This is a genomic window from Candidatus Weimeria sp. HCP3S3_B5 (assembly GCF_052064335.1).
Lineage (GTDB): Bacteria > Bacillota > Clostridia > Lachnospirales > Lachnospiraceae > Weimeria.
This window is the reverse complement of sequence record NZ_JBQHVU010000001.1, coordinates 141,495-167,062: the sequence shown is the minus strand read 5'-3', so window position 1 is coordinate 167,062 and position 25,568 is coordinate 141,495. Positions and strand designations below refer to the sequence as shown.

The window sequence follows — 25,568 nt, the reverse complement described above, 5'->3', positions numbered from 1 at the left end:
TATGACTGAAGGACAGGTACTTGACATAATGCGTGACGCTTTCTACAACGTCATAGTTAATTCAGCTCCTATGCTTCTGATATCCATGATAGTCGGACTTGTGATAAGTATTTTCCAGACTGTCACCTCGATCCAGGAGCAGACCCTTACCTTTGTACCAAAGATTATTTCCATATTTATAGCTCTGATGATCTTTGGCTCCTTTATAATGAATAATCTCGTGAAGTATATCACGACACTATGGTCGAATTTCAGCGTTTACATTAAGTAGCAATGGTAAATTACACGTTTGATCTCGACACAATAGAATATTTTCTGCTCATACTGGTGCGGATCAGCTGCTTTGTGCTTACAGCGCCATTCTTTTCGATGAAGGGCGTTCCGGGTCAGACCAAGATCGGGCTTTCTGCTCTTTTATCGATAATGATGCTTAGTACTCTGGGAGTGGATTCCTATAAGGCTGATTATGTAAGTGTGATCGGTTATGGAGTAATAGTATTTAAGGAAGCGATCACAGGCATGCTTCTTGGATTTGCAGCAAACATCTGCAGTGCAATAGTTCAGTTTGCCGGAAATGTGATGGATATGGATCTGGGCTTCTCCATGGTAACAGAGTTTGATCCCTCCATGAATTCACAGATCACTATCACCGCAAATATGTACTATTATTTTACCTTGCTTCTTCTCCTTACAGGAGGTATGCACAGATACCTGATCCACTCACTCTGTGATTCCTTTACTCTGATCCCTGTCGGTCTGGTGGAATTCAAGAGCAGGATACTTCTTGAAGCAATGACCAGATATATGGGGAATCTTTTCGTGATAGGATTTCGGGTGATGCTGCCGGTTTTTTCGGTCATGCTTATTATGAACGTGCTGCTTGGAATAATGGCCAAGGTCGCCCCTCAGATGAATATGTTTACTATAGGAGTCCAGCTTAAGATCCTTGTGGGCTTTGCTATCATGTATCTTCTGGTTTTCCTTTTTCCTGAAGTAGTAGACCTTGTCAGTCAGCAGATAAAGATCAATCTGCGCAATTTTGCGGAGGGACTGCATTCCTGATGGATCAGATGCATAAGCTGCTTCCTCTGGATCTGACCTATTTCTCAGATAAGACAGAGGAACCTACAGCCAAGAAGATTTCAGACACCAGAAAAAAGGGTTCTGTTGCCAAAAGCCAGGAGCTTGGAATGGCAATAGAGCTTCTTGTGCTTTTTATAAGCCTAAAGATCTTTGCTGCCTGGATGGGAAAAAGCTTTGTAAATATATACAGATGGTCAATAGCAGACCTTATTCCGACCTATATGGCATCAGAAAGGGGCAATCCGACCGTTGCCTCGGTACATGGTGTCTTAAACGAGGTATATAAGCAGATGCTTATTATCTCACTGCCATTTATGCTGGCCGGTTTTTTAAGCGCTCTTCTGGGCAATGGTCTGCAGTTTCAGTTCAAGGTCTCGACCGAACCGCTTAAGCCTACAGCTGATAAGCTAAACCCCCTGAATGGATTCAAGAGAATGTTTTCAAAGCAGGCTCTTATGAATCTCTTCATTTCTATCGCAAAGATAGTGATAATATTTTTTGTCGCCTACTCTGTGATAAAGGGTCATTTAAACGAGATCTTCATCCTCTATGAGCTTGACTTAAATCAGGCTATTGCCCTTATAGGAAGTCTGGTCATAGATACAGGACTTCGTATAAGTGCGGTATACTTAGCGCTCGGCTTTCTTGATTATGTCTTCCAGAGAAGGAAGTTCCGCAACGAGATCAAGATGACCAAACAGGAAGTAAAGGATGAATACAAGGATACAGAGGGTGATCCCCAGATCAAGGGACGTCAGAAGCAGAAGATGCGTGAGGTTTCCCAGCGTAGAATGATGAAGGATGTCCCAAAGGCGGATGTCGTCATCACAAACCCTACCCATATAGCTGTTGCCATAAGCTATGATCAGGATTCGCAGGAGGCTCCCCTTGTAGTAGCAAAGGGAGAGGAGATAATAGCTGCGAGGATAAAGGAGATAGCCAGAGAAAATAACGTCGAGATAGTCGAGAACAAACCTCTTGCTAGAGCCCTCTATACGACAGTCGATATAGGCTCGCAGATACCGCCTGAGCTTTATCAGGCAGTTGCGGAAGTGCTCGCTGTGATTTATAATAAGAGGAGGTCCTCGGGTTGAAAGATTTAGTCATTTGACCTAGAATAAATACAACAGACAAATGCTTAAAGAAAAGGAGTCAGGCATTGGATAATGTCCTTGCGAAAAAAACCGGCATAAGAAGTACAGATCTCGCGGTCACAGCATATCTTCTTGCTGCGGTCATCTTTTTTATTGTGCCGATTCCTTCATGGCTTCTTGATATCTGTCTGGCCCTTAATATTGCGGTAGCTCTTACCGTGCTCATCAATTCGCTTTTCGTGGTAGAGCCTCTTGATATGTCCTTTTATCCGACACTTCTGCTCCTTACCACTATTTTTCGTATCTCACTTAATGTTGCATCGACAAGACTTATACTCACCACCGGTCAGCCCGGTAATGTAATAGAGACCTTCGGCTCCTTTGTAGGCGGAGGAAATATAATAATCGGCGCCATAGTCTATATCATTATCCTTATCATAATGTTTATAGTCATCAATAAGGGAACTGAGCGAGTCGCAGAGGTAACAGCCCGATTCACACTCGATGCGATGCCAGGAAAGCAGATGGCCATAGAGGCTGATGTTTCCTCAGGATCTATCGACGAGAAGGAGGCTAAGAGACAGAGAGACAAGCTTCAGGAGGAATCCTCCTTCTTCGGCTCCATGGATGGTGCTACCAAGTTCGTAAAGGGAGATACAACAGCAGGTCTTATTATCACAGTTATAAACCTGGCAGGCGGAACCATAATGGGTATCACAAGCAAGGGTATGGCTGCCACTGACGCCCTGAACAGATACGGACTACTTACTATAGGTGATGGTATATCATCATCCATACCTTCTCTCCTTATATCCCTGGCTACAGGTCTTCTTGTGACCAAGGGAGCCAAGGAGGCTGATTTCTCAGGTCAGCTGATGAAGCAGCTCTTCGGAATACCAAGAGTGCTCTATGTCGTAGGCATTATCATGATCCTCCTTGGGACCGTGACACCTCTTAACCATGTCCTCTTCATAGCATTCGGAGTTGCTTTTCTGGTGATAGCCAACAGGATGAACAAGACTATAGGCAAGGAGGATATAAAGAATCAGGTCGAGGAGGAGGAGACTCAGGCTGAGGAGATAAGGAAGCCTGAAAATGTCGTTTCACTTCTTTCTGTCGATCCTATCGAGCTTGAGTTCGGATACGGTATTATCCCTCTGGCTGACGTGAATCAGGGTGGAGATCTCCTTGACCGTGTCGTTATGATTAGGAGGCAGATAGCTCTTGAGCTTGGTACAGTTGTGCCTATCATAAGGCTCCGTGACAATATCCAGTTAAATCCCAACCAGTATATCATAAAGATAAAGGGAGTACAGGTCGCCGAGGGAGAGATCCTTTTCGACCATTATATGGCGATGAATCCCGGCTATGTCGAGGAGGAGATCACAGGTATCCCTACTACGGAGCCTTCCTTCCATCTTCCGGCACTCTGGATCACAGAGGGACAGAGGGAGAGGGCTGAGTCACTCGGATATACAGTCGTCGATCCTCCATCCATAATAGCCACACATCTGACCGAGGTGATAAGGAGCCATATAGCTGAGCTTCTTACCAGACAGGATGTACAGAATCTTGTCAACAACTTAAAGGAATCCAATCCTGCGCTTGTTGATGAGCTTACCCCTGCGGAGCTTTCACTTGGAGATATAGAGAAGGTTCTTAAGAATCTTCTCGCTGAGGGCATATCTATAAGGGATCTCCTTTCCATATTCGAGATCCTTGCCGACCATGCGCCTAATACCAAGGATACAGATGTGCTTACAGAGTATGTAAGACAGGGGCTAAAGCCTGCTATTTCAGCCAAGTTCTTTGATCAGGGCGAGCCTAATCAGGTGATCACTGTAGATCCTAAGGTGGAGCAGGAGATAATGGGTTCTGTCAAGCAGACAGAGCAGGGGGCATATATTACCCTTGATCCAGAGAAGATAAAGGATATCATGAATTCTCTTGGGGCTCTTGTGAAGACTATGGAGGACACAGGAAAGACTCCTATTGTTGTCCTTTCTCCAATAGTCAGGATGTATTTCAAGAAGCTCTCCGAGGATTACTACAGCGATCTGATCGTTGTATCCTATAATGAAATCGAGTCCGATATTGAACTTCAGTCTGTAGGGATGGTAACTGATTCATGACGATAAACAAATATACAGGAAAAACAAAGGAAGATGCTATAAATGCCGCAAAGGAGGATCTGGGCCCTTCTGCTGTGATAATGAATGTAAGGGAGATACATCCGGGCGGGATCTTTGGCATTTTCAAAAAAAGCACCTATGAGGTGACAGCCGCCATAGAGGATGACTATCAGGCTTTGGATCCTGCTTCGAAGAAGGCACCTTATACCGTTGAAAAGAAGCCTGAGAAGGAAGCGGATTCCAATTTCTCTGCAGTTGCAGATGAAAAGCTTGACCTTACGGCTCCTCTTCCTCCGGTCAGTGGACACACATCTGCTATAGAGCAGTACCGGAAACAGGAACAGGCTCCTGCCAAGGCCTCGCCTGAAAAGAATATAGATGCGGATGAATTGAAAAGCGTATTTGATGAAGTCTCAAAAGTGATCACGGCTCCGTCAGCTCCATCCCCGGATCAGAAGAATAAAGAGTCTGGGCAGAAGAGCAGCTTTGTTCCGCTGGAAAAGACAGCCCAGGATATTTCAAGGCCAGGGGAGAAGGCAGCTTCTCCTGCAACAGATAAGCCTGATCTAAAGGAGCAGGAGGTAAAGAATGCGGGATACAGCAGTAAGGGAAGCGGAGCATATTTAGGCTTCACCAGGATGCTCTATAATACTCTTGTGGATCATGAGGTGGACGAGAGATATGTGAATTCACTTCTTTGCGATATGGATTCTATGATAGAAGCCGGAAACAGCATGGATTATCTCATTTCTGATGTCTATCAGAAGATGGTCTTAAAGACCGGTCAGGCCATGCAGATAAAGCTCAGCGACAACGGCTATCCGGCTGTTGTATTTCTTGTAGGCCCGACAGGAGTAGGAAAGACTACTACTCTGGCAAAGCTTGCCAGCTTCTTCAAGGTCAATCAGAAGAAAAAGGTCTCGTTTCTTACAGCAGATACCTACAGGATAGCAGCAACAGAGCAGCTTTCTGTTTATGCAGATATACTTGATGTATCGACTACTATACTTATGACACCGGATGATATAGTACCGTCCCTTGCCAAATACAGGGACAGCGATATCATTTTTGTCGATACAGTGGGATTTTCGCACACAAATGACAAGCAGAGACAGAATCTTTCAAGGCTTATCTCACTTGTACCTGATAAGTATATGCTTCAGATCTATCTTGTGCTTTCTGCTACTACAAAGTATATGGATCTTAAGAGGATAGTAGATGCCTACAGTGACTTTACCGATTACTCGCTTATCTTTACAAAGCTTGATGAAACGGCAAACCTGGGGAATATCTACAATATCCGTCAGTACTGCAGCAAAAGTCTGTCGTATATCACTGATGGACAGAATGTCCCGGAGGATTTTAAAGTACTCGACCCACAGAAATTAGTTAAGAATCTTCTTGGAGGCAACTGATGGATCAGGCAGAAGGATTACGAAATGTAATAAAATCCAGCAATCAGCAAAATGTCTCCTCTGCGAGAGTCATCACTATAACCAGTGGCAAGGGAGGAGTCGGTAAATCAAATCTTGCCGTCAATCTTGCTGTTAATTTTGCAAAAATGGGAAAGAAGGTCATCATATTCGATGCAGATTTCGGTCTGGCAAATGTCGAGGTGATGTTTAACACTATCCCTAAAAACAACTTAAGCGATGTGGTATTCAAAGGCCATATGCTTTCCGATGTGATCACAGAGGGCCCTATGGGTATCGGCTTTATCTCAGCCGGAAGCGGGATAATGTCACTTAATGACTTAAACGAGGAGCAGGTGCATCTTCTTGTCCGTTCCCTGACCCAGCTTTCAGGACTCTGTGATATAATAATAGTGGATACAGGAGCTGGTATCTCCAATCATGTGATGGACTTTGTTGTCTCCTCGCCGGAGATCCTTTTGGTAGCGACTCCTGATCCGAGCTCGATCACCGACTCATATTCCCTTCTAAAGGCGCTTTTTTTAAACCCGCTCTATAATAAGAGCTTCAGTAAGGTAGGAATAGTGGCAAACAGGATAAGGAATGAAAGTGACGGAAATACAGTCTATCACAGACTCGATTCGGTAGTAGGACAGTTCCTCGAGAGCCATGTGGATTTCATAGGCGCTGTTCCGCAGGATTCCAATCTCGATAAGGCTGTAAGGGCTCAGAAGATAGTAAGCATGGCTTATCCGCAGTCAAGGAGCTCAAGGAGCTTTTCGGATATAGCATATAAGCTCTTGGATGAAGATATAGTTAAGAACAGAAGCTTTTCGATAAGGACATTATTTGAAAGCTTCATGCGAAGGTAGGTAGCTATGGCTTTCACAGGTATCAGGGCCGGAACAAAGGTGATCATAAAGATCACCCAGCAGACAGCCAGACAACAGCAGACAGGCAGTGTCCACGCTAAGGAATATCTCTCGCAGATATTTGATATAAGAGATGATGGGACACTTGTCCTCTATATCCCTATGGATAAGAGAAAGCTTATCGCTTTAAGCACCAAGCTCAGATATGATTTCATGTTTTCTACGGATAAGGGCTTTCTTCTTTCTCACGGCAATATCACATCGCTTTACAAGCAGGGTAATTTCTATCTGATGGACGCGGTCCTTACCTCACCGCTTGAGAGATTCCAGAGAAGGGAGTATTTCAGGCTTGACTGCTCGATAGAAGCATCCTGTCTGCCACTTGGCGATGACAAGCTTGACCCCTTGCAGATAGGCGATATAGATAAGTATATTAGTGAGAATATACCTGACTATATACGACCTGAAAAGGGAGTTATCCTTAATATCAGTGGAGGAGGAGCTCTTTTCGTGACAGCAGGGAATCTGAAGGGAAACGAATTTGTGCTCCTTAGGATGGAACTTAACGAGGATGATAAAAAGCAGGACAGACTTGAAATCATAGGCAGGATCCTTGATTGCAGACAGATCCCGGAAAACGGAAAATTCCGCTATCGGATTATGTTTGTCTTTAAGAATCAGAGATTTCGTGAACGTATAATACAATATGTCTTTGATGAGCAGAGAAGACAGAGAAAGAAGGAACAGGGAATTTGAATGATAAATGTTCTAGTGGTAGATGACTCTGCACTCATGAGAAAAAGATTGTGTGATATAATAACACAGGAACCACAGTTTTCCGTAGAAGGAACAGCCGGTGACATCAGAAGCGCAAAGGAGCTTCTGTTGCAGAAGAGCTTTGACTGCATAGTGATGAATGTATATCTTGGTGACTGGAGCGGGATAGACCTTATACAGAAATTCTGCTCCAAAAACACTGTGATACCGGTTATAGCCATATCATCAGCAGTCAGAGAAGATCGGGAGGTAACAGTCAGGGCTCTCGAGGCAGGAGCAGTAGAGGTAGTGGTAAGGCCCTTCCGCTTCAATGACGCAGCTGAGGCGGACCGTTTTAAGAGAAGCCTTTTACGCGCGCTTCGTGCAGTCTCCTCCCGAAACAGATCATATGCACAGACAGGCGGTATAAAGCAAAATGGCATTAAGGAGACAAAAAGAAACATGATATCAAGCTTCAGTCTTGTTGCGCTTGCATGCTCGACAGGCGGCCCGCAGGCTCTGAACCGTATGATACCCATGCTCCCTCCGCATCTGGGGGTACCTGTAGTCGTTGTCCAGCATATGCCAGCTGGCTTTACTGCATCCCTTGCCGACAGGATCGACTCAAAGTCAAGAGTAAGAGTAAGGGAGGCTATGGATGGAGAGCTTCTTCTCCCTGACTGTGTCTATATTGCTCCAGGAGGTCGTCATTTCGAGGTGAGTGAGGATGGCAACAGACATCTCAAGGCCTGTGTTTATGACGGTCCGCCTGTTCACAACCTAAGACCTTGTGCCGATGTTATGTATGAATCTCTATGCAGGGTCTCATGCGACAACATTCTCTGCGTTGTTCTTACCGGAATGGGATCCGACGGAACAGAGGGCATTTCACAGCTTAAGAAATGCAAGAATATTTACACTATCACTCAGGATGAGAATTCCTGTGTGGTTTACGGCATGCCCAGATCCGTAAAGGAAAGGGGCCTGTCAGATGAAACAGTACCTATTACGGAGATAGCGAGAGCTATCAGTAAGGAATTGGGGGTTTAGACCAATGGATGTAGGACAGTATCTTGATATTTTTATCGATGAGTCGAATGAGCACATTCAGGCTTTATCAGACAACATCATGATCCTTGAGAAGGAACCTGAGAACAAGGACGTGATCAATGAGATCTTTCGGGCAGCCCATTCTCTGAAGGGAATGGCAGGTACCATGGGATTCAAGAAGATGCAGCATCTGACCCATGATATGGAAAATGTGTTCTCGGAGATCAGAAACGATACGATAAAGGTCAATTCAAACCTTATCGATATCCTCTTTGACTGTCTCGATGCTATCGAGGCTTATGTCGACACTATAAAGCAGACCTCCAATGAGGGTGATGAAGATAATGCAGCCCTTATCAAACGTCTGAATGATTTCCTCGCAGAGGGAGGAAAAGGAGATGATGCTTCGGCCGCTCCTGCTGAGTCAGCTGAGGCAGCACAGGAGAGCAAGCCCGAGGCAGCGAATCCTGATGCAGCCTTCGCATACAAAAACATAAGCCTCGAAGAGAAAGAAATAAATGCCCTGACAGAAAGTCAGAATTCAGGAATGAACCTTTATGGCTTCACAGTCCATATACAGAAGGAATGCATGCTAAAGGCCGCAAGAGCCTTCCTTGTATACAAGGCTGTCGAGGATTTCGGTGAGATCCTTGTTTATTCTCCGAGCTCACAGGATATAGAGGATGAGAAGTTTGATCTGGCCTTCTCGTTCATACTTGCATCCTCGCAGGAGCTCGAGCCTATAAAGCAGGCGGTTCTTAATGTATCTGAGATCGAATCCTGTGACTGCGACAAGGTTACAGCAGATATGTACAAGAATAAGGATTCTGCCGTCGAGACAGCTGAAAAGGCACCAGCTCCGGTTCCAGCAGCAGGAGAGACAGCACCGGCAGCCGGATCTGCTACAAAGGCACCGGCCAAGAAGGACACCAAGAAGAAGCAGACGGTCAACAAGCCTGTCACAGCCCGTACAGTAAGGGTTGATATCGAAAAGCTCGATGCTCTTATGAATCAGGTATCAGAGCTTATCATAGCCAAGAATTCCCTTGTTTCCCTAAGCTCTCAGGAGAATGCACAAAGTCCTGACAATCAGGGTACAAGACAGAGCTTCCAGGAACAGATAGAGTATCTCGAGAGGATCACTACGACTCTTCATGAATCAGTAATGAAGGTAAGGATGGTCCCTATCGAGAATACAGTCAATAAATTCCCTAGAATGATAAGGGATCTCTCCAGAAGGCTTAAAAAACCTATGGAGCTTGTGATGACCGGTGAGGATACGGAGCTTGACCGTACTGTTGTAGACCAGATCGGCGATCCTCTGCAGCATCTTCTCCGTAATTCCGCAGATCATGGTATAGAGGCGCCTGAGGTCCGTAAGGCAGCCGGAAAGCCAGAGACCGGTCAGGTCTTCCTCAACGCATATCAGGAGGGCAACAATGTCATAATCCAGGTAGGAGATGACGGTGCCGGAATCGATACAGAGGCAGTAAAGCAGAAGGCCATCGAAAGAGGACTTGTCTCAGAGGAGGATGCTGAGAACCTGACAAAGAAGGAAATCATTGATTTCCTCTTCATGCCTAGCTTCTCAATGTCAAAGGTTGTAACAGATATCTCAGGAAGAGGAGTCGGCCTTGATGTGGTAAAGAGCAATATTGAGGCGCTAGGTGGTGACGTTGAGGTCAAGTCAGAGCTTGGAAAAGGCTCTACCTTTACCATAAGACTTCCTCTGACACTTGCCATAATCCAGGCTCTGATGGTCGAGGTAAGAGATGAGAAATATGCGATCGCCCTGGCCTCTATCATGAACATAGAGAACATATCTGTTTCAGATATCAAATATGTCCAGGCCAAGGAGGTCATATACCTAAGAGGTCTCGTGATCCCTCTTATCCACCTTGATGAGCTTCTTGACTGCAAGCCTAGAGAGGACAATCCAGATAATCTGATCGTCGTCATTGTAAAGAAGGGCGACAATTATGCCGGCCTTGTAGTTGACAGCCTTATCGGTCAGCAGGAGATAGTAATAAAGTCTCTCGGCAAGGTAATGGACAACAACAAGATGATCAGTGGAGCAACTATCTTAGGTGATGGTGAAGTGGCACTTATCCTTGATTCAAACGCAATGTTTTAAGGGGGTAAATAATGGACAATAAGAAAGAGATCAAGCGCAAGGACAACGGTGACATCGTTGACGAGGCAAAGAAGCAGTATATAGTTGTAAAGATCGGTGACGAGAAGTACGGGATCGATATTTCATTCGTTGATAATATCGTCCGTATGCAGAAGATCACCAGAGTCCCTAAGGTCCAGTATCATTACGTAGGGATAATAAATCTTCGTGGAGAGGTTGTCCCTGTAATGTCTGTCAGAAGAAAGATGGGCTTAGGAGACGATGAGATCACGAACAAGACAAGGATAGTCATACTAAAGCTTGAGGACCTGGGATATGTCGGTGTCCTTGTGGACGAGGTCCGTGAGGTGATCGCTCTCGGAGAGTCAGAGATCAACAGGAATGTAAAGCCGTCACACAGGAATGATACCGTATTTATCACTGGTATAGGAAAAACAGGCGACGATCTTGTATCGATCTTTGATATTTCTGCTATCGTTGAGGATCAGAAATAGTTTTTTGAAAGAGATTGCAAATGAGTAAACTGTCATTAGAGCAGATCAATAAAATGTATCCGGATGTCCTTTCTGAAATAGGAAACATCGGTGCAGGCAATGCCACAACTGCAGTGGCCAATATGCTCAATGTAAAGATCAACATGAGCGTGCCTCATGTAGAGCTTACTCCTGTCGAAAAGATCGTAAGCGCGATCGGCTCAGAGGACGAGGTGGTTGTTGGGATCATGCTTGGCGTAGAGGCTGATATTACAGGAAGCATGATGTTTCTTATGGATATGCCCTCAGCCCATCATCTGGTAAACAGACTTATGATGCGTCCAGCCAATTATGACGCTGATTTCGATGAAATGGATCTTTCCGCGATAAAGGAGATAGGCAATATCATAGCCGGAGCATACCTGTCAGCTCTGTCAGGCCTTACCAACTTAAAGATCACGCCTACTGTACCATATGTTGCAATAGATATGGCCGGGGCAATTCTTTCGGTACCGGCCATACAGTTCGGAATGGTAGGAGATAACGCTCTTATGATAAAGACTGAAATGGGCGATGACCTTGATATTTCAGGCTATTATATACTGATGCCGGAGGGAGACTCTTATCAGAAGATACTTGCGGCTCTTGGTCTACCGGTATAAGGAGTGATTCAGGCTTGGGTGAAATGATAAAAGTTGGCATGGCTGACCTGAAGGTCTGTCATGCTCCGGATAATCTTACAACTATAGGCCTTGGCTCATGTATCGGAATAGCCCTGTATGATCCTGTAAGCAAGGTTACGGGACTTGCCCATATAATGCTTCCTGACAGTACCCAGATCAGGAACAACAGCAATATTGCCAAGTTTGCTGACACCGGGATCCAGAAGCTTTATGATGATATGATAAAGGCAGGAGCCATGAGGTCAAGGATCCGTGCAAAGATTGCCGGTGGAGCTAAGATGTTTGAGCTCTCTGGTGCATCAAGTACTATAAATGTCGGGGAAAGAAATGCAATAGCCTGCAGGAACAAGCTGAAGCAGCTGGGTATTCCCCTTCTGTCTGAGGATTGCGGAAAGAATTACGGACGTACGGTTGAGCTGTATAGCGAGAGCGGGGATTTTCTGATCAAGGCAGTTGGAAAGACGCCATACAAGATATGAAATATAATAAACCAAACACAAAACCTATTCCGATACTTATAACCTTAGCAGCCTCAGCAATGTCCTCCCTTATAAGTATTCTTAAAGGTGCATCCTTTCCGCAGTTTGTCCGGGGACTTCTTTTTACCGTTGTGATCTTTGGTATACTAGGATGCCTGGTCAGGTTTTTCCTTGATCTGGGATTTAAGACAGATGAAAAGGAAGAGGAAAAGCAAGCCCAGACTGAGGCGGATCTAAACGAGTCGGATGATTCCGGGGAGGAGGCCTCTTTGGATGAAAGCAAGGAAAAAGAGGAATGAGGTGACAGAAATTGGCAGTTAAGTTCAATTCCTCTCTCTGGGATGAGTATTCAAAGCGTCCGTCTCAGGAAATCAGAGAGAAGCTTATAATAGAATATTCTCCTCTTGTCAAAATCGTTGCAGGCAAGATGAGCATGTACCTCTGCAACAAGGTCGAATATGACGATCTGGTTGGCTATGGAATCTTCGGGCTTATCGATGCTATCGACAAATTCGATCTGAAGAAGGATGTCAAATTCGAGACCTATGCTTCGCTTAGGATCAAGGGTGCTATCCTTGACCAGATAAGGAAGATGGACTGGATACCCCGTACCATAAGGCAGAAGCAGCGAGCCTATGACGAGGCTGTAAAGAATCTCTGGCAGAAAAACGGCAAGGAACCTGACGATTCCGAGATTGCGGATGAGATGGGACTTACTGAGGACGAGTATCTGTCTTTCATGTCAACGCTTAAGATGACAAATCTGGTTTCGCTGAATGAGTTTATGGATGCCGGAGGCAATGAGCCTGCGATAGATTCGAAGAATAACAGCTTCTTCGAGGAGCCTGAGCAGAAGATTTCGCGTGATGAATTAAAGGACAAGCTTCAGGAATCCTTATCTCTTCTTACAGAGAAGGAGAGAAAGGTTATACTTATGTACTATTATGAGGAGCTGACCTTAAAGGAAATAAGCGAGGTCCTTTCCGTATCTGAATCAAGAGTTTCTCAGCTTCATACAAAGGCCCTGCTCAAGATGCGCAAGGTCATGGGAAAGTATATGGAACTTTTGTAAGGTTAATGCGGCTTATATAATAATATGGTATAATAGTTATGGACTTATAGTTTATGGCTGGGAGGCGGATAATGGGTAGCTCAGACGGATACATTCAGATATTGCTAAAAGACGGAAAAGCTTACTCCAGATATTTTCCTCCTTCTCCCGGTGGGAAAAACATGGAGCTTAATGAAGCATCCGCATATATAAATGACCATCAGATCTTTGGCTTTGATGCTGAGCTTCTTGGAAAGCAGCTTGCAAGTCCGAAGGCAACTGTGATACCGCTGTCTCCTTATGATGGTCCCGAGTTCAGTGAGCTTATGACCATAAAGGTCTCTCTCGATAAGATGAAGGTCATGGTCAGATTTTTCCCTCCGTCCTCTGGCGGAGAGCTTTTAGGTCCAAGGGATATAATAGAAGAGCTTTCCGGAAGAGGGATCGTTTACGGGATCGATCAGGATGCGATAATTTCATTTATTTCTGACAGACATTATAATACCGAGTATATCCTTGCAAAAGGAGATATGCCCCAGATCGGTCATGATGCCAGGATTATCTACAACTTCAACACCAATCCGTCCTTACGTCCAAAACGGCTGGAGGACGGCTCGGTCGACTATAAGCATCTGAATACGATTTCTCCGGTGAAGTCCGGGGATCTTCTGGCAAAGCTTATTCCTGCTGTTCAGGGAATTCCGGGCAAGGATGTCTTCGGTAATACCATACCTGTCCGAGATGTGAAGTCACTTGAGCTGAAATACGGTAAAAATATATATCCAAATGCCGATGGCACAGAGATTTTTTCCCAGATCAACGGTCATGTAAGTCTTGATCCCGACTCCACTGTCAATGTTTCGGATGAGCTTGAGATAAAGTCAGACGTAGACAACAGCACTGGAGACATAGATTATGATGGCAATGTACATATCGAGGGAGCATTAAGAAGCGGATTTTCCGTACATGCTACCGGAGACATTGTGATAGATGGTGTGGTCGAGGGCGCATTTGTCGATGCCGGAGGCCAGATCATAGTAAAGCATGGTATTCACGGGATGAACAAGGGCCTGATAAAATGCAGGAGCAATCTGATCTCATCCTTTATCGAAAGTGCCAGAGTGATAGCCGGAGGATATGTGGAATCCGGATCTATCCTTTACAGCAATGTAAGTGCATCAACTGATGTCCTTGTGATGAATAAGAAGGGCATTATAGCCGGATCCGTGATAAGAGCCGGAGGCAAGGTGGAATCTTTTACGATCGGTTCAGAGATGGGGGCGGCAGCAAGGATAGAGGTAGGTATCGATCCTGAAAAGAAGGAAAGATATAACCTGCTGCAGAAGCAGATAATTGATGAGACAAAGCAGCTTGAAAAGATTGCTCCCGTTATCGACAGCTACGAGCAGTTCATTAAGGCCGGTAAGGTCCTTGACGAGAAGAACAGGAAATACCTCTCAGATATAATGGCAAAGGTAGAACAGATCAGATCTGACTTGAAGAAGCACAGGGAAAGCTTTAATGCCCTGCATCAGGAGCTTATCACAAGTCAGCATTCAAAGGTTGCAGTCCACAGGGATATTTTCCCAGGTGTCACTATAACGATATCAGATCTTTCCTTTACTACTAAGGACAAGCTGTCCTGCCTGCAGTTCGAAAAAAAGAATGGAGAGATAGAGCGCAACCCGATTTCATAGAGGTAAGATATGTCAATTAGACCTGTAGATTTTAACGGAATGATACAGAGCACCCAGGGGGTGTCCACGCAGAAAGCTTCAGATGACAGCCGTCCTGCTATAAATCAGCAGAATATGTCTGTAGTTGTGACTAAGGAAACCGAGCAGTCGCAGCGGACAGTGAAAAAGAAAAGCGAATCCTCAAAGGAAAGTGCCTTGAATCCTGATGGATCCAATGGAGGAGAAGCCATGTCAGACAGGAGAGGAAAAAAGCGCAGGAATGATACTGACCAAGAGCCAGACGGTCGTGTAATAAAAAAGGACGAGACCGTTTCCTTTGATATAAAGGTTTGACAGATATTGGAGAAGGAAGATGACCGGATTAGAGATAGGGCTTCTTATTATTGGAGCCATCTTTTTTGTGGGGAGCTTTTTTATAGCAGAAAAGCTTTCAGACAGTGATATGAATGAGATAGAGGGCATGAGCGAGGATCAGATCAGGATCCTTCTCGAAAAAAAGATCGGCGAGGCCTCTCTTCAGATTGATAAGCTGATTTCAGAAAAGACAGACACAAAGCTGGAGGAGTTCGAAGCAGGCGCTGACAAGGAGACAAATGAAAGGATCATGTCTATAGGCGAATACGCAGATTCTGTATTCAAATCAATAGACAAGACCCATGGGGAGATCCTTTTTCTCTATCAGATGCTTAATGACAAGCAGGAGGCGCTTACCAGGATGACAAAGACCCTGGGCGATGCCGAGTCCCATGTAAGAGAGCTTCTTCTTGAGGCAAAAAAGACAGGACAGGCCTCACCCATAAAGGAAAAGCCAAAAAAACAAAAGACAGATGAAGAGAGTGCCCCGGATACGGAGGCAGTCGAAGTCAGGACAGAGGAAAGCGGAAAAGAAAGGCATGAGACTGCTGCTCCTGATGAAGCCTCTTCCGATGAAGAAAAGTCCGGTGATGACAGCGGAGACGACAAGTCTAAAGGGCAGAATGAGAGACTTACCGATCAGGAAAAGGCTGCTATCAAGGAAAAGGTCATCTCCATGCATCGCGAGGGATATTCCGAGTTGGAGATTGCCAGAGAGACAGGGAAGGGTATGAGAGAAATCCAGATGATCCTTGATCTGTTTGCTGATAAGGAGTAATGATGAAGCGCAAGTTTTATATGAGAGGGCTTGGACTGGGAATTATTCTGACAAGCATACTTTTTATGATAGGCATAGCTCTCGGGAACCCTATGTCTGATTCAGCTGTAAGGCGAAGGGCAAGACAGCTCGGCATGGTCGACGGGAATACTGCCTCAGGGGATGCGAATAGCCGCACCTTAAAGGAGATCGAGGAGGAGAAAAAGACCTCTTCAGATAAAAAAAGTAAAACAAAGACCACTGTTACGACAGATAAAAAAACCGGAGTAAAGACTAAGACAACTACAACAACTAAGCCACACTCCTCAGGTGATACTCCATCAGATGGCAAGAAGGAGGACAAGGAGGAAAAGGCGGCAGATAAGAAGGAGAAGACAGAAGGCCAGAAAAAGACATCAGATAAAAGTGTCAAGGTAACAGTATCAAGAGGAGATTCCTCCCTCGATGTAGGAAAGAAGCTGGAAAGTGCCGGAATAGTCGATTCGGCCACTGATTTCAATCATTTCCTCGAGAAGAACGGATACGACCGGACAATCCATTCCGGAACCTATTCCTTCAAAAAGGGAACCTCCTACCAGAATATAGCGAGTGTATTTTCAAATTAATTTGTGCTTGCAATAAGTGGTGGCTTGTGGTAAAATACCATAGGCTCGAAAGAGACCAGGGTGGTCTCTTTTTTATTTGACACAGCTGATAATGCAGAGAGTGGTGCCCTTTAGCAGGGGTTCTTGATGCAGGAGATTCGGCTGCAAGACTTAACCACAGGAGGTTTAAAATGAGCGTTATTTCAATGAAGCAGTTACTCGAAGCCGGAGTTCATTTCGGTCACCAGACACGTCGCTGGAACCCTAAGATGGCTCCATACATCTATGCAGAGAGAAATGGTATCCATATCATCGATCTGCAGAAGACAGTAGGTCTCGTAGATGAAGCATACAATGCAGTATTTGACATTGTATCCCAGGGAGGAACGATCCTTTTCGTAGGTACCAAGAAGCAGGCTTCTGAGACCATTGCCGAGGAGGCAAGCCGCTGCGGAATGTATTATGTAAACGAGAGATGGCTTGGCGGTATGCTTACCAACTTCCGTACTATAAGATCAAGAATCGAACGTCTGAAGAAGATCGAGAAGATGGAGTCCGACGGAACCTTTGATGTCCTTCCTAAAAAGGAGGTTGCCGGACTTAAGAAGGAGCAGGAGAAGCTCACAAAGAACCTTGGAGGTATCAAGGATATGGATCGTATCCCTGACGCAATCTTTGTAGTAGATCCTAAGAAGGAGTCTCTCTGCGTAAACGAGGCTAATAAGCTCGGACTTACAATAATCGGAATCGCAGATACAAACTGTGATCCGGATGAGCTTGATTACATCATCCCTGGTAATGATGACGCTATCCGCGCTATCAAGCTTGTTGTTTCAAAGATGGCAGACGCTGTCATTGAGGCAAAGCAGGGCGCTGAGGCTTCAGTTCCTGATAAGGATGCTTCAGCAGATGAGGAATCAGCATCATAAATTTTGCAATAAAAGGAGAAAATAATGGCTGTTACAGCAAAAATGGTAAAAGACCTTCGTGAGCAGACCGGAGCTGGAATGATGGACTGCAAGAAGGCCCTTAACGAGACAAACGGAGATATGGACGCTGCTGTCGAGTACCTTCGCAAGAACGGTCAGGCAAAGGCAGAGAAGAAGGCTGACAGGATCGCTGCAGAGGGTATTGTTGATATAGTTTCAGAGGGAAACACAGCTGCCATTGTAGAGGTTAATTCAGAAACCGATTTCGTCGCAAACAATGATAAGTTCAAGGCCTATGTAGGAGAGGTAGCCAAGGCCGCTCTTGCTACAAAGGCAAGTGATATAGATGGTTTCCTTGCAGACAAGTGGCCTCTTGATACATCAAAGACAGTAAAGGAAGCTCTTGACGAGGAGATCGCTGTTATAGGCGAGAAGCTCTCTATCAGACGTTTCGAGAAGGTAAGCGCTGAAGACGGAGTAGTCGTAACATATATCCACGGCGGCGGAAGAATCGGAGTCATCATCAAGGCTTCTTGCCCTGCAGTTAATGACGACATCAAAGAGGCTCTCCATAATGTCGCAATGCAGATCGCAGCACTTAATCCTAAGTATATCCGTGATTCTGATGTCGATCAGGAGTATCTCGATCACGAGACCGAGATCATCAGAGCCCAGATCGAGAATGATCCTAAGGAGGCTAAGAAACCTGACAAGGTTAAAGCTGGTATCGTAAAGGGTCGTCTCAATAAGGAGCTCAAGGAAGTCTGCCTTATGGATCAGGTATATGTGAAGGCAGAGGACGGCAAGCAGTCAGTTGAAAAGTATTTAGCACAGGTTGCAAAGGCTTGTGGTACTGATCTTACTGTTACAAAGTTTGTACGTTTTGAGACTGGCGAGGGACTCGAGAAGAGAAATGAGAACTTTGCTGAAGAAGTAGCAAAGCAGATGCAGTAATATTTCACAGAAGTTTTTGGGCGCCATATCACATGACTATGGCGTCCTTTCTTATATACGGTTTTCTATGGACGAACAGGAAGCTATCCAGAAAAAGCGCGAGCAGATAAGCAGGGTTCAAAGGACCAGAAGGCTTGTCACAGTATTTTTAAGCATTTTTATAATATTTACGATCGCTGCTCTTATATGCCTTGCAGTAAGCGTTTATTCGCTGAATTCAAAGCTTGACAAGCTGGATCAGACGATCAGATATCTTTCCACACACTCTGCCCAGGGGAAGAATTCTCTTTCCTATGACTATGATCTTAAACAAAATTCCTATAAGACGGACAAGGAAAATCTGGCGGACGAAAGCGATATCAGGAAGGTATATCTGACCTTCGATGACGGACCGTCTTCAAATACGGGAAAGATCTTAGATATTTTAGATGACTATAATGTAAAGGCTACCTTCTTTGTGAATGGCAGGACAGATAAGCATTCTATAAAGATGTATAAAAGGATAGTAAATGAGGGGCACACCATAGGAATGCATTCCTATACCCACAGGTACAATCAGGTTTATGCTTCCAGAGAGGCATTTGAAAAGGATTTTTTCAGGATAAGAAAGCTCATCTACGATACCACAGGTGTAAAGTCCGTTTACTACAGGTTCCCCGGAGGCAGCTCTAATAAAGTAAGCAATACAAATATTTCTGATCTGATAAGTTTTCTCGATAAGGAAAAGGTAACCTATTTTGACTGGAACGTGATGAGCGGCGATGCAGTTTCAAATGAATTAAAATCTTCTCAAATTATTGAAAACGTAATGTCAGATGTGATAAAATATAAAACATCGGTGGTTCTGATGCATGATGCAGCGAATAAGGATTCAACAGTAGCTGCGCTTCCGGCCCTGATACAGAAACTTCAGAAAGAAGGGGATCTGTTATTGCCGATAGACAAGGATACAAGGCTGATCCAGCATGTAACCCTTTCTGATAAATAATATACGGAGGTTTTAGATGAGTTTCTTTAAGGATTTTAAGGATGACTTCTCAGATGCAGTGGGCAATATGTCCGGGGAAAAGCCGGCAGCTGAGAAAAAGGAGGACAAGCTTTCTGGTACTATCGATGATTCCAATATCGATGTTGATTCAGAGCTTTCTAAGCTTGATGGACTTCTCGAGAAGGTATCAAAGAAAGTAGATTCTGATGATCAGGAAGAGAATAAGACAGCACCTGCTAATTCAGTTACAGCAGCAGATCTGTTAAATGGCAAGGATGATACTTCATCAGTAAAGGCTTCCGATCTTCTTGGCGGAACAGTTTCTGCTGTTACTGACAATGAGACACCGGATACCGCTGATAATGATACAGATACAGGTGCTTTTACAGAGGAAAAAGAGCCAGCTAAAGACAGGGAGGAAAAACCAATGGATTTCACAGAGCAGACAGTAAGCGCAACAGTTTCAGACGAGAATGCAGTTATTACCGGAGGTATGACCATTACCGGTGATCTTGATTCTACAGGATCGATAAGTATACAGGGAACCATCAATGGTAATGTCACCTGCAATGGCAAGCTTACAGTCTCTGGAAATATCACTGGTAATTCACAGGCCAGCGAGTTCTTCGCTGATTCAGCTCATATTCAGGGTGAGGTAGTCTCAAACGGCACAGTAAAGGTTGGAGTAGGTTCTGTCATCATCGGAAATGTAACTGCTCAGAGCGCAGTTATAGCCGGAGCAGTCAAGGGAGATATCGATGTACAGGGACCAGTTGTAGTCGACACCTCTGCTGTCATAATGGGTGATATCAAGTCAAAGAGTGTCCAGATCAATAATGGTGCTATAATCGACGGACGCGTTTCACAGTCATATGCTGATGTTGATGTAAGCTCTGTTTTCGGTGAGGCCCAGTAATGAAAAGGATTCTTCTAAAGCTTTCCGGAGAGGCTCTTTCGGGCGACAAGGGTTTTGGTTTTGATGAAGAAAAGGCTTGTGAGGTTGCTTCCCAGATCAAGAAGGTTGCCGATACCGGTATCCAGATAGGGATAGTGATCGGCGGAGGCAATTTCTGGAGAGGGCGTACCTCAGGAGATATGGGCAGGTCACAGGCTGACCAGATAGGTATGCTTGCAACGGTCATGAACTGTATATACATGTCAGAGGCCCTTCGCCATACAGGACTCATGACCAATATCCTTACGCCGTTTGAGTGCTCCTCATTTACAAAGCTCTACTCAAGGGACCGGGCTGAGAAATATCTGGAGGCTGGACATGTCGTATTCTTTGCTGGAGGGACAGGCCACCCGTATTTCTCTACTGACACAGCGACAGCATTAAGGGCGATAGAGATAGGCGCTGATATGATACTTCTTGCCAAGGCAGTGGATGGTATCTATAATGCAGATCCTGCCAAAGACCCTGATGCTAAGAGATATGAAACTATCTCACTTGAGGAGGTAATAGATAAGCGTCTTCAGGTGATGGACCTTACAGCATCTATAATGTGCAGTGAGAACCATATGCCGATGAGGGTTTTCGCTCTTCAGGAAAAGGACAGTATCCTTAGGGCTGTAAGCGGTGACTTCAACGGTACTACCGTAACAGCCTGATCCAGTGCTTCTTAAGAAAGGAAAATATGGATAAAAGATTAGACGAATTCAAGGACAAAATGCAGAAATCCTATGAATCTCTGCTTAAGGACTATGCAGCGATCCGTGCAGGCCGTGCCAATCCTCATATCCTTGATAAGATAACAGTCGATTACTACGGAGCACCTACTCCACTTCAGCAGGTTGCCAATATAAATGTTCCTGAGGCCAGGATGATCCAGATCACTCCCTGGGAGGCCTCTCTGCTAAAGGATATAGAAAAGGCTATCCTCTGCTCAGATGTAGGTATCAATCCTACAAATGACGGTAAGTCCATAAGGCTTGTTTTCCCTGACCTTACAGAGGAGCGCCGTAAGGAGCTATCCAAGGAAGTCAAGAAGATGGGTGAGGCCGGAAAGGTTGCGGTAAGGAATGTACGCCGCGATGCTAATGATTTTGTAAAGAAGACCGGTAAGGAAGAGGACCTGTCTGAGGATGAGACAAAGGATCTGACAGACCAGATCCAGAAGCTCACCGATGAGTTCATAGCTAAGATCGATCAGGCTATAGATGACAAGACAAAAGAAGTAATGACTGTATGACCACAGCGTTCAATGGGACAGCATACTGTCCCATTTTTTTATAAGGAGCATAATGGATAATGAATTGCTGCCGGTTCCGGCTCATGTTGCCATAATACTTGATGGCAACGGACGCTGGGCTAAGGCAAAGGGAATGCCCAGGACCTATGGGCATATTCAGGGAGCAAAAAGAGTAGAGCCAATTACAAAGGCAGCCAGCGAGCTTGGAATAAAGTATCTGTCCCTGTATGCATTTTCAACTGAGAACTGGAAGAGACCTGCCGAGGAGGTCTCCACACTTATGAAGCTTCTGGCTAAATATATGAAGATCTGCAAAAAGCTCTGTCTGGAGCAGGGTATGAGAGCCAGAATAATAGGTGAGCGGTCTGGGCTTCCAGACGAACTTCTTTCGGAGGCAGCTGATCTTGAGGCCTCTACTGAAAAAAATACAGGCATGTGTCTGTGCATCTGTATCAATTATGGCAGCCGTGACGAGATGGTACGTGCAATGAGAGCCATGTATTCAGATATAGATGATAAAGACCAGATCACAGCAGAGAGGTTTGAGAGATATCTGGATACAAGTGATATCCCGGATCCTGATCTTCTTATCAGGACCAGCGGAGAGCAGAGACTTTCCAACTTCATGCTCTGGCAGCTTGCATATACTGAACTTTATTTTACACCTGTTGACTGGCCTGACTTTACAGAGGACGAGCTAAAAAAGGCTGTCGATGTATACAGACACAGAAACAGGAGATATGGAAAGGTATAGGTTCCCGGATTCAGGGTCTCTTTAAAGGAAAGGTGTTAAATGTTTCGTACCAGATTGTTAAGCGGGATAGTTCTTGTGGCTATCCAGCTTTTAGTCCTTATAGTTGGAGGACCATTGCTTCTTATTGTCACAGGACTGATCTCAATGATCGGACTGTTTGAGTATTACAGGGCTCTGGGACTTAATAAGCTGCCTGCTGCATCAGTCGGCTATGCTTTTACTGTCATATATTATCTGTATATACTGTCAGGAGATAACTGCAAGCAATTAAGCAGGATCTCTGGGCTAAAAGGGGGTCTTTTCCCTCTGCTTACAGTGATAATGCTTATAGCCCTGCTCTTCTTTTATGTATTAAGCTATCCAAAGTACACTATAGAGCTAATCGCTGAGCTCTTTTTCGGCCCGGTCTATGTATCTGTAATGCTTTCATTCATCTATCAGACAAGGATCTATACACATGGAAAGTATCTTGTCTGGCTTATATTCCTGGCATCCTGGGGCTGCGATACCTGTGCCTACTGTGCAGGAAGGCTCTTCGGGAAGCATCATATGTCTCCGGTGCTCTCGCCCAAGAAGACAGTGGAGGGTGCGGTCGGCGGATTAGCAGGTGTATTTCTTTTAAACCTTATATATATGCTGGTATTCCGAGATCATCTGTCGCATCTTACTACAGAAGACATAGTGATACTTAGTCTCTGTTCCTGTCTTGCAGGTCTTATTTCCATGATAGGAGACTTAGCAGCCTCTGCTATAAAGCGAAATGTAGAGATAAAGGATTTCGGCAGGCTTATACCCGGACACGGAGGTATACTTGACCGGTTTGATTCAGTGATAATCACAGCTCCGGTCATCTATTACCTTATAACCCTTATAGTTTGATCGGAGAGATTTCATGAAGAAGATATCAATAATCGGTTCAACAGGCTCGATAGGAAGACAGGCTCTTGACGTAGTGGATCAGATGAGCGACATAAAGGTATGCTCATTAGCCTGCGGGAGGAACAGGGAACTGCTCCTGATGCAGGCGAGGAAATATATGCCTCATCTCATATCCTGCGAATGTGAGGAGGATGCGCTCTGGCTGAAGGAGGACTTAAAGGAGCTTCCAATCGAGGTCATGTATGGAGATCAGGGCTTAAGAGCAGTTGCAGAGGATGATGAATCAGATCTGCTTCTTAATGCGATAGTCGGTATGAAGGGAATAATGCCGACAGTCTATGCGATAAAAAAGGGCAGGGACATAGCTCTTGCAAATAAGGAAACGCTTGTAGCTGCCGGTCATATCATAATGCCTCTGGCAAAGGAGAACGGAGTAAGAATCCTTCCCGTGGACTCTGAGCATTCAGCGATCTTCCAGAGCCTTAAGGGAAACAGATCCGAAGAAATAAAGAGGATTCTGCTTACAGCCTCAGGCGGTCCATTCCGGGGTATGAGCTTAGAGGAGCTAGAGAAGGTAACTCTTTCTGATGCACTAAAGAACCCTAACTGGTCAATGGGCAAGAAGGTAACAGTCGATTCTGCTACAATGATAAACAAGGGACTTGAGGTCATAGAGGCTCACTGGCTTTTTGACGTACCTCTAAACAGGATCCAGGTCCTTGTCCATCCTGAGAGCATACTTCATTCTGCGGTAGAGTTCTATGATGGAGCTGTAATAGGGCAGATGGGAGTACCGGATATGAGGATACCTATCCATTATGCACTTACCTATCCGAGAAGAGGAGAGCTTTCTGTGGATTCGCTAGATCTATTCCAGATAGGTGCCCTGCATTTCTATCATCCTGATATGGAGACCTTCTTCGGGCTTCAGCTTGCATTCGATGCCAGTCTTACCGGCGGAAATATGCCTTGTGTATTCAATGCTGCAAATGAGGAGGCAGTCAGGGCCTTTCTAGAGGAAAGAATAAGCTTTACAGAGATACCTGTTCTTATCCAGCAGGCAATGATGGAGTCCGACTATGAGGATGATCCGACTCTTGATGACATTCTTGCGACAGAAAAAGATGTAAAAAAGCTTGTAGAGAAGCTGATAAAGGAAAACTCTTAACAGATATGCAACAGTAAAGGAAAACCAGGTGAACATAGTAATAGCCATACTGATATTCGGATTTATAATCATATTCCATGAACTCGGACATTTTCTGACTGCAAAGGCCTGCGGAGTTAGAGTCAATGAATTCACACTCGGACTTGGGCCTACTCTTTTCTCATTTGGAAAGGGAGAGACAAGGTACTGCCTGAAGATGCTGCCATTCGGAGGCAGCTGCGTGATGGAGGGAGAGGATTCAGAGAGTGACGATGAAAGAGCCTTCAATAAGAAACCGATCTGGCAGAAATTCCTCATAGTATTTGCCGGACCCTTATTCAACTTTCTGCTGGCCTTTATCCTTTCTGTAATAATGATTGGCTCAGCCGGCTTTTATGCACCGACAGTTTCAGGAACCACTGCCGGCTATCCGGCAGAGCAGGCAGGGATCACTGCCGGTGATACCATAAGGCAGATAAACGGTTACCCGATCCATTTCTATAATGAGATAAGCATCTATACCTTTTTCCATAAGAAAAAGCCTCTTACTATTAAGTATGAACGGGATGGAAGGATAAGGACAGCCAGGCTTAAGCCAAGATATGACAAGATCACTAAGAGATATCTGATCGGAGTAAGAGGCGGCGAGCTACGCAGCCATCCGGGACCGATAAAGACCATTGCATACGGCTTCTATGAGATAAAGTATCAGATCTATGTGGTTATCGAGAGCTTAAAGGAGCTTATCCTTGGCCATGTAAGCATAAACGATATGTCAGGACCTGTAGGTATAGTAAAGACGATCGGAGACACCTATAAGAGCTCACTTGCTGATGGCATATATTATGTAGTGATGAATCTGATAAATATTACGATCCTTCTTACAGCCAATCTCGGTGTGATGAATCTGCTGCCATTCCCGGCCCTTGATGGAGGAAGACTACTTATCTTTATCATTGAGGGAATAAGCAGGAAAAAAATACCCGAAAAGGTTGAGGAATATATCAACGGAGTCGGTTTCGTTATCCTTATGGCCCTTATGGTCCTTATTATGGGTAATGATATAAGAAAGCTTATCGTTTCGAGGTAAAAG

28 protein-coding genes are annotated in these 25,568 nt (G+C 44.9%); all 28 read left to right on the top strand.

Features of this window, described 5'->3' with window-relative positions; translation table 11 throughout:
* The first annotated feature begins 1 nt into the window (after position 1).
* The 28 genes from fliQ to ACTNCK_RS00690 all read left to right on the top strand — a co-directional run bounded on the left by fliQ (position 2) and on the right by ACTNCK_RS00690 (position 25,565).
* Entirely contained in the window at positions 2 to 271 is a 270-nt protein-coding gene (fliQ, locus tag ACTNCK_RS00825; RefSeq protein ID WP_441080376.1) for a flagellar biosynthesis protein FliQ, read from the top strand.
* Positions 272 to 273: 2 nt separating this feature from the next.
* On the top strand, positions 274 to 1,062 hold the full coding sequence (locus tag ACTNCK_RS00820; protein ID WP_441080375.1) for a flagellar biosynthetic protein FliR: 789 nt from the start codon (positions 274 to 276) through the stop codon (positions 1,060 to 1,062).
* Positions 1,062 to 2,177, top strand: a complete 1,116-nt coding sequence (flhB, locus tag ACTNCK_RS00815; RefSeq protein ID WP_441080374.1) for a flagellar biosynthesis protein FlhB — start codon at positions 1,062 to 1,064, stop codon at positions 2,175 to 2,177. The genes ACTNCK_RS00820 and flhB overlap by 1 nt, the downstream gene beginning before the upstream one ends.
* A 95-nt stretch (positions 2,178 to 2,272) precedes the next feature.
* The gene (gene flhA / locus ACTNCK_RS00810) at positions 2,273 to 4,309 is read left to right on the top strand and encodes a flagellar biosynthesis protein FlhA (RefSeq protein ID WP_441080512.1); all 2,037 of its coding nucleotides are present in this window, start codon (positions 2,273 to 2,275) and stop codon (positions 4,307 to 4,309) included.
* The gene (gene flhF, locus ACTNCK_RS00805) at positions 4,306 to 5,724 is read left to right on the top strand and encodes a flagellar biosynthesis protein FlhF (protein WP_441080373.1); all 1,419 of its coding nucleotides are present in this window, start codon (positions 4,306 to 4,308) and stop codon (positions 5,722 to 5,724) included. Before flhA ends, flhF begins: the two co-directional genes overlap by 4 nt.
* Positions 5,724 to 6,593 carry a MinD/ParA family protein gene (locus ACTNCK_RS00800; protein ID WP_441080371.1) on the top strand — a complete coding sequence of 290 codons (870 nt, stop codon included), beginning with the start codon at positions 5,724 to 5,726 and terminating at the stop codon, positions 6,591 to 6,593. The genes flhF and ACTNCK_RS00800 overlap by 1 nt, the downstream gene beginning before the upstream one ends.
* 6 nt (positions 6,594 to 6,599) lie before the next feature.
* Positions 6,600 to 7,349 (top strand): flagellar brake protein, encoded by a 750-nt coding sequence (locus tag ACTNCK_RS00795; RefSeq protein ID WP_441080370.1) that lies wholly within the window; start codon positions 6,600 to 6,602, stop codon positions 7,347 to 7,349.
* Positions 7,350 to 8,399, top strand: a complete 1,050-nt coding sequence (cheB, locus tag ACTNCK_RS00790; protein WP_441080369.1) for a chemotaxis-specific protein-glutamate methyltransferase CheB — start codon at positions 7,350 to 7,352, stop codon at positions 8,397 to 8,399.
* A 4-nt stretch (positions 8,400 to 8,403) separates the two neighbouring features.
* On the top strand, positions 8,404 to 10,533 hold the full coding sequence (locus ACTNCK_RS00785) for a chemotaxis protein CheW (protein WP_441080368.1): 2,130 nt from the start codon (positions 8,404 to 8,406) through the stop codon (positions 10,531 to 10,533).
* Between the two features lie 11 nt (positions 10,534 to 10,544).
* Positions 10,545 to 11,027, top strand: a complete 483-nt coding sequence (locus ACTNCK_RS00780; RefSeq protein WP_441080367.1) for a chemotaxis protein CheW — start codon at positions 10,545 to 10,547, stop codon at positions 11,025 to 11,027.
* Between the two features lie 20 nt (positions 11,028 to 11,047).
* Positions 11,048 to 11,668: a chemotaxis protein CheC gene (locus ACTNCK_RS00775; protein WP_441080366.1), complete on the top strand. Its 621-nt coding sequence runs from the start codon at positions 11,048 to 11,050 to the stop codon at positions 11,666 to 11,668.
* Positions 11,669 to 11,682: 14 nt separating this feature from the next.
* On the top strand, positions 11,683 to 12,168 hold the full coding sequence (locus tag ACTNCK_RS00770; protein ID WP_441080365.1) for a chemotaxis protein CheD: 486 nt from the start codon (positions 11,683 to 11,685) through the stop codon (positions 12,166 to 12,168).
* Entirely contained in the window at positions 12,165 to 12,467 is a 303-nt protein-coding gene (locus ACTNCK_RS00765) for a hypothetical protein (RefSeq protein WP_441080364.1), read from the top strand. The genes ACTNCK_RS00770 and ACTNCK_RS00765 overlap by 4 nt, the downstream gene beginning before the upstream one ends.
* A gap of 11 nt (positions 12,468 to 12,478) precedes the next feature.
* The gene (locus ACTNCK_RS00760) at positions 12,479 to 13,240 is read left to right on the top strand and encodes a FliA/WhiG family RNA polymerase sigma factor (protein WP_441080363.1); all 762 of its coding nucleotides are present in this window, start codon (positions 12,479 to 12,481) and stop codon (positions 13,238 to 13,240) included.
* A gap of 71 nt (positions 13,241 to 13,311) precedes the next feature.
* On the top strand, positions 13,312 to 14,916 hold the full coding sequence (locus ACTNCK_RS00755; RefSeq protein ID WP_441080362.1) for a DUF342 domain-containing protein: 1,605 nt from the start codon (positions 13,312 to 13,314) through the stop codon (positions 14,914 to 14,916).
* A 9-nt stretch (positions 14,917 to 14,925) separates the two neighbouring features.
* Positions 14,926 to 15,249, top strand: coding sequence for a hypothetical protein (locus ACTNCK_RS00750; protein ID WP_441080361.1), 324 nt, complete (start codon positions 14,926 to 14,928; stop codon positions 15,247 to 15,249).
* A 19-nt stretch (positions 15,250 to 15,268) separates the two neighbouring features.
* On the top strand, positions 15,269 to 16,048 hold the full coding sequence (locus tag ACTNCK_RS00745) for a DUF6115 domain-containing protein (protein ID WP_441080360.1): 780 nt from the start codon (positions 15,269 to 15,271) through the stop codon (positions 16,046 to 16,048).
* 2 nt (positions 16,049 to 16,050) lie between these two features.
* Positions 16,051 to 16,653, top strand: a complete 603-nt coding sequence (locus tag ACTNCK_RS00740) for a hypothetical protein (protein WP_441080359.1) — start codon at positions 16,051 to 16,053, stop codon at positions 16,651 to 16,653.
* Positions 16,654 to 16,823: 170 nt separating this feature from the next.
* Positions 16,824 to 17,561, top strand: coding sequence for a 30S ribosomal protein S2 (rpsB, locus tag ACTNCK_RS00735; protein ID WP_441080358.1), 738 nt, complete (start codon positions 16,824 to 16,826; stop codon positions 17,559 to 17,561).
* Positions 17,562 to 17,585: 24 nt separating this feature from the next.
* Complete coding sequence (tsf, locus tag ACTNCK_RS00730; RefSeq protein WP_441080357.1) at positions 17,586 to 18,515, top strand: translation elongation factor Ts; 930 nt, start codon at positions 17,586 to 17,588, stop codon at positions 18,513 to 18,515.
* Between the two features lie 67 nt (positions 18,516 to 18,582).
* Positions 18,583 to 19,503 (top strand): polysaccharide deacetylase family protein, encoded by a 921-nt coding sequence (locus tag ACTNCK_RS00725; RefSeq protein ID WP_441080355.1) that lies wholly within the window; start codon positions 18,583 to 18,585, stop codon positions 19,501 to 19,503.
* Positions 19,504 to 19,519: 16 nt separating this feature from the next.
* Entirely contained in the window at positions 19,520 to 20,419 is a 900-nt protein-coding gene (locus tag ACTNCK_RS00720; protein ID WP_441080354.1) for a polymer-forming cytoskeletal protein, read from the top strand.
* Positions 20,419 to 21,114 (top strand): UMP kinase, encoded by a 696-nt coding sequence (gene pyrH / locus ACTNCK_RS00715; protein WP_441080353.1) that lies wholly within the window; start codon positions 20,419 to 20,421, stop codon positions 21,112 to 21,114. The genes ACTNCK_RS00720 and pyrH overlap by 1 nt, the downstream gene beginning before the upstream one ends.
* A gap of 26 nt (positions 21,115 to 21,140) precedes the next feature.
* Positions 21,141 to 21,695 (top strand): ribosome recycling factor, encoded by a 555-nt coding sequence (gene frr, locus ACTNCK_RS00710; RefSeq protein WP_441080352.1) that lies wholly within the window; start codon positions 21,141 to 21,143, stop codon positions 21,693 to 21,695.
* A gap of 67 nt (positions 21,696 to 21,762) precedes the next feature.
* On the top strand, positions 21,763 to 22,449 hold the full coding sequence (locus ACTNCK_RS00705) for an isoprenyl transferase (RefSeq protein WP_441080511.1): 687 nt from the start codon (positions 21,763 to 21,765) through the stop codon (positions 22,447 to 22,449).
* Between the two features lie 39 nt (positions 22,450 to 22,488).
* On the top strand, positions 22,489 to 23,328 hold the full coding sequence (locus tag ACTNCK_RS00700; protein ID WP_441080351.1) for a phosphatidate cytidylyltransferase: 840 nt from the start codon (positions 22,489 to 22,491) through the stop codon (positions 23,326 to 23,328).
* Between the two features lie 13 nt (positions 23,329 to 23,341).
* Positions 23,342 to 24,496 carry a 1-deoxy-D-xylulose-5-phosphate reductoisomerase gene (locus tag ACTNCK_RS00695; RefSeq protein ID WP_441080350.1) on the top strand — a complete coding sequence of 385 codons (1,155 nt, stop codon included), beginning with the start codon at positions 23,342 to 23,344 and terminating at the stop codon, positions 24,494 to 24,496.
* Between the two features lie 28 nt (positions 24,497 to 24,524).
* Positions 24,525 to 25,565, top strand: coding sequence for a M50 family metallopeptidase (locus ACTNCK_RS00690; RefSeq protein ID WP_441080348.1), 1,041 nt, complete (start codon positions 24,525 to 24,527; stop codon positions 25,563 to 25,565).
* The last annotated feature ends 3 nt before the right edge of the window (positions 25,566 to 25,568 follow it).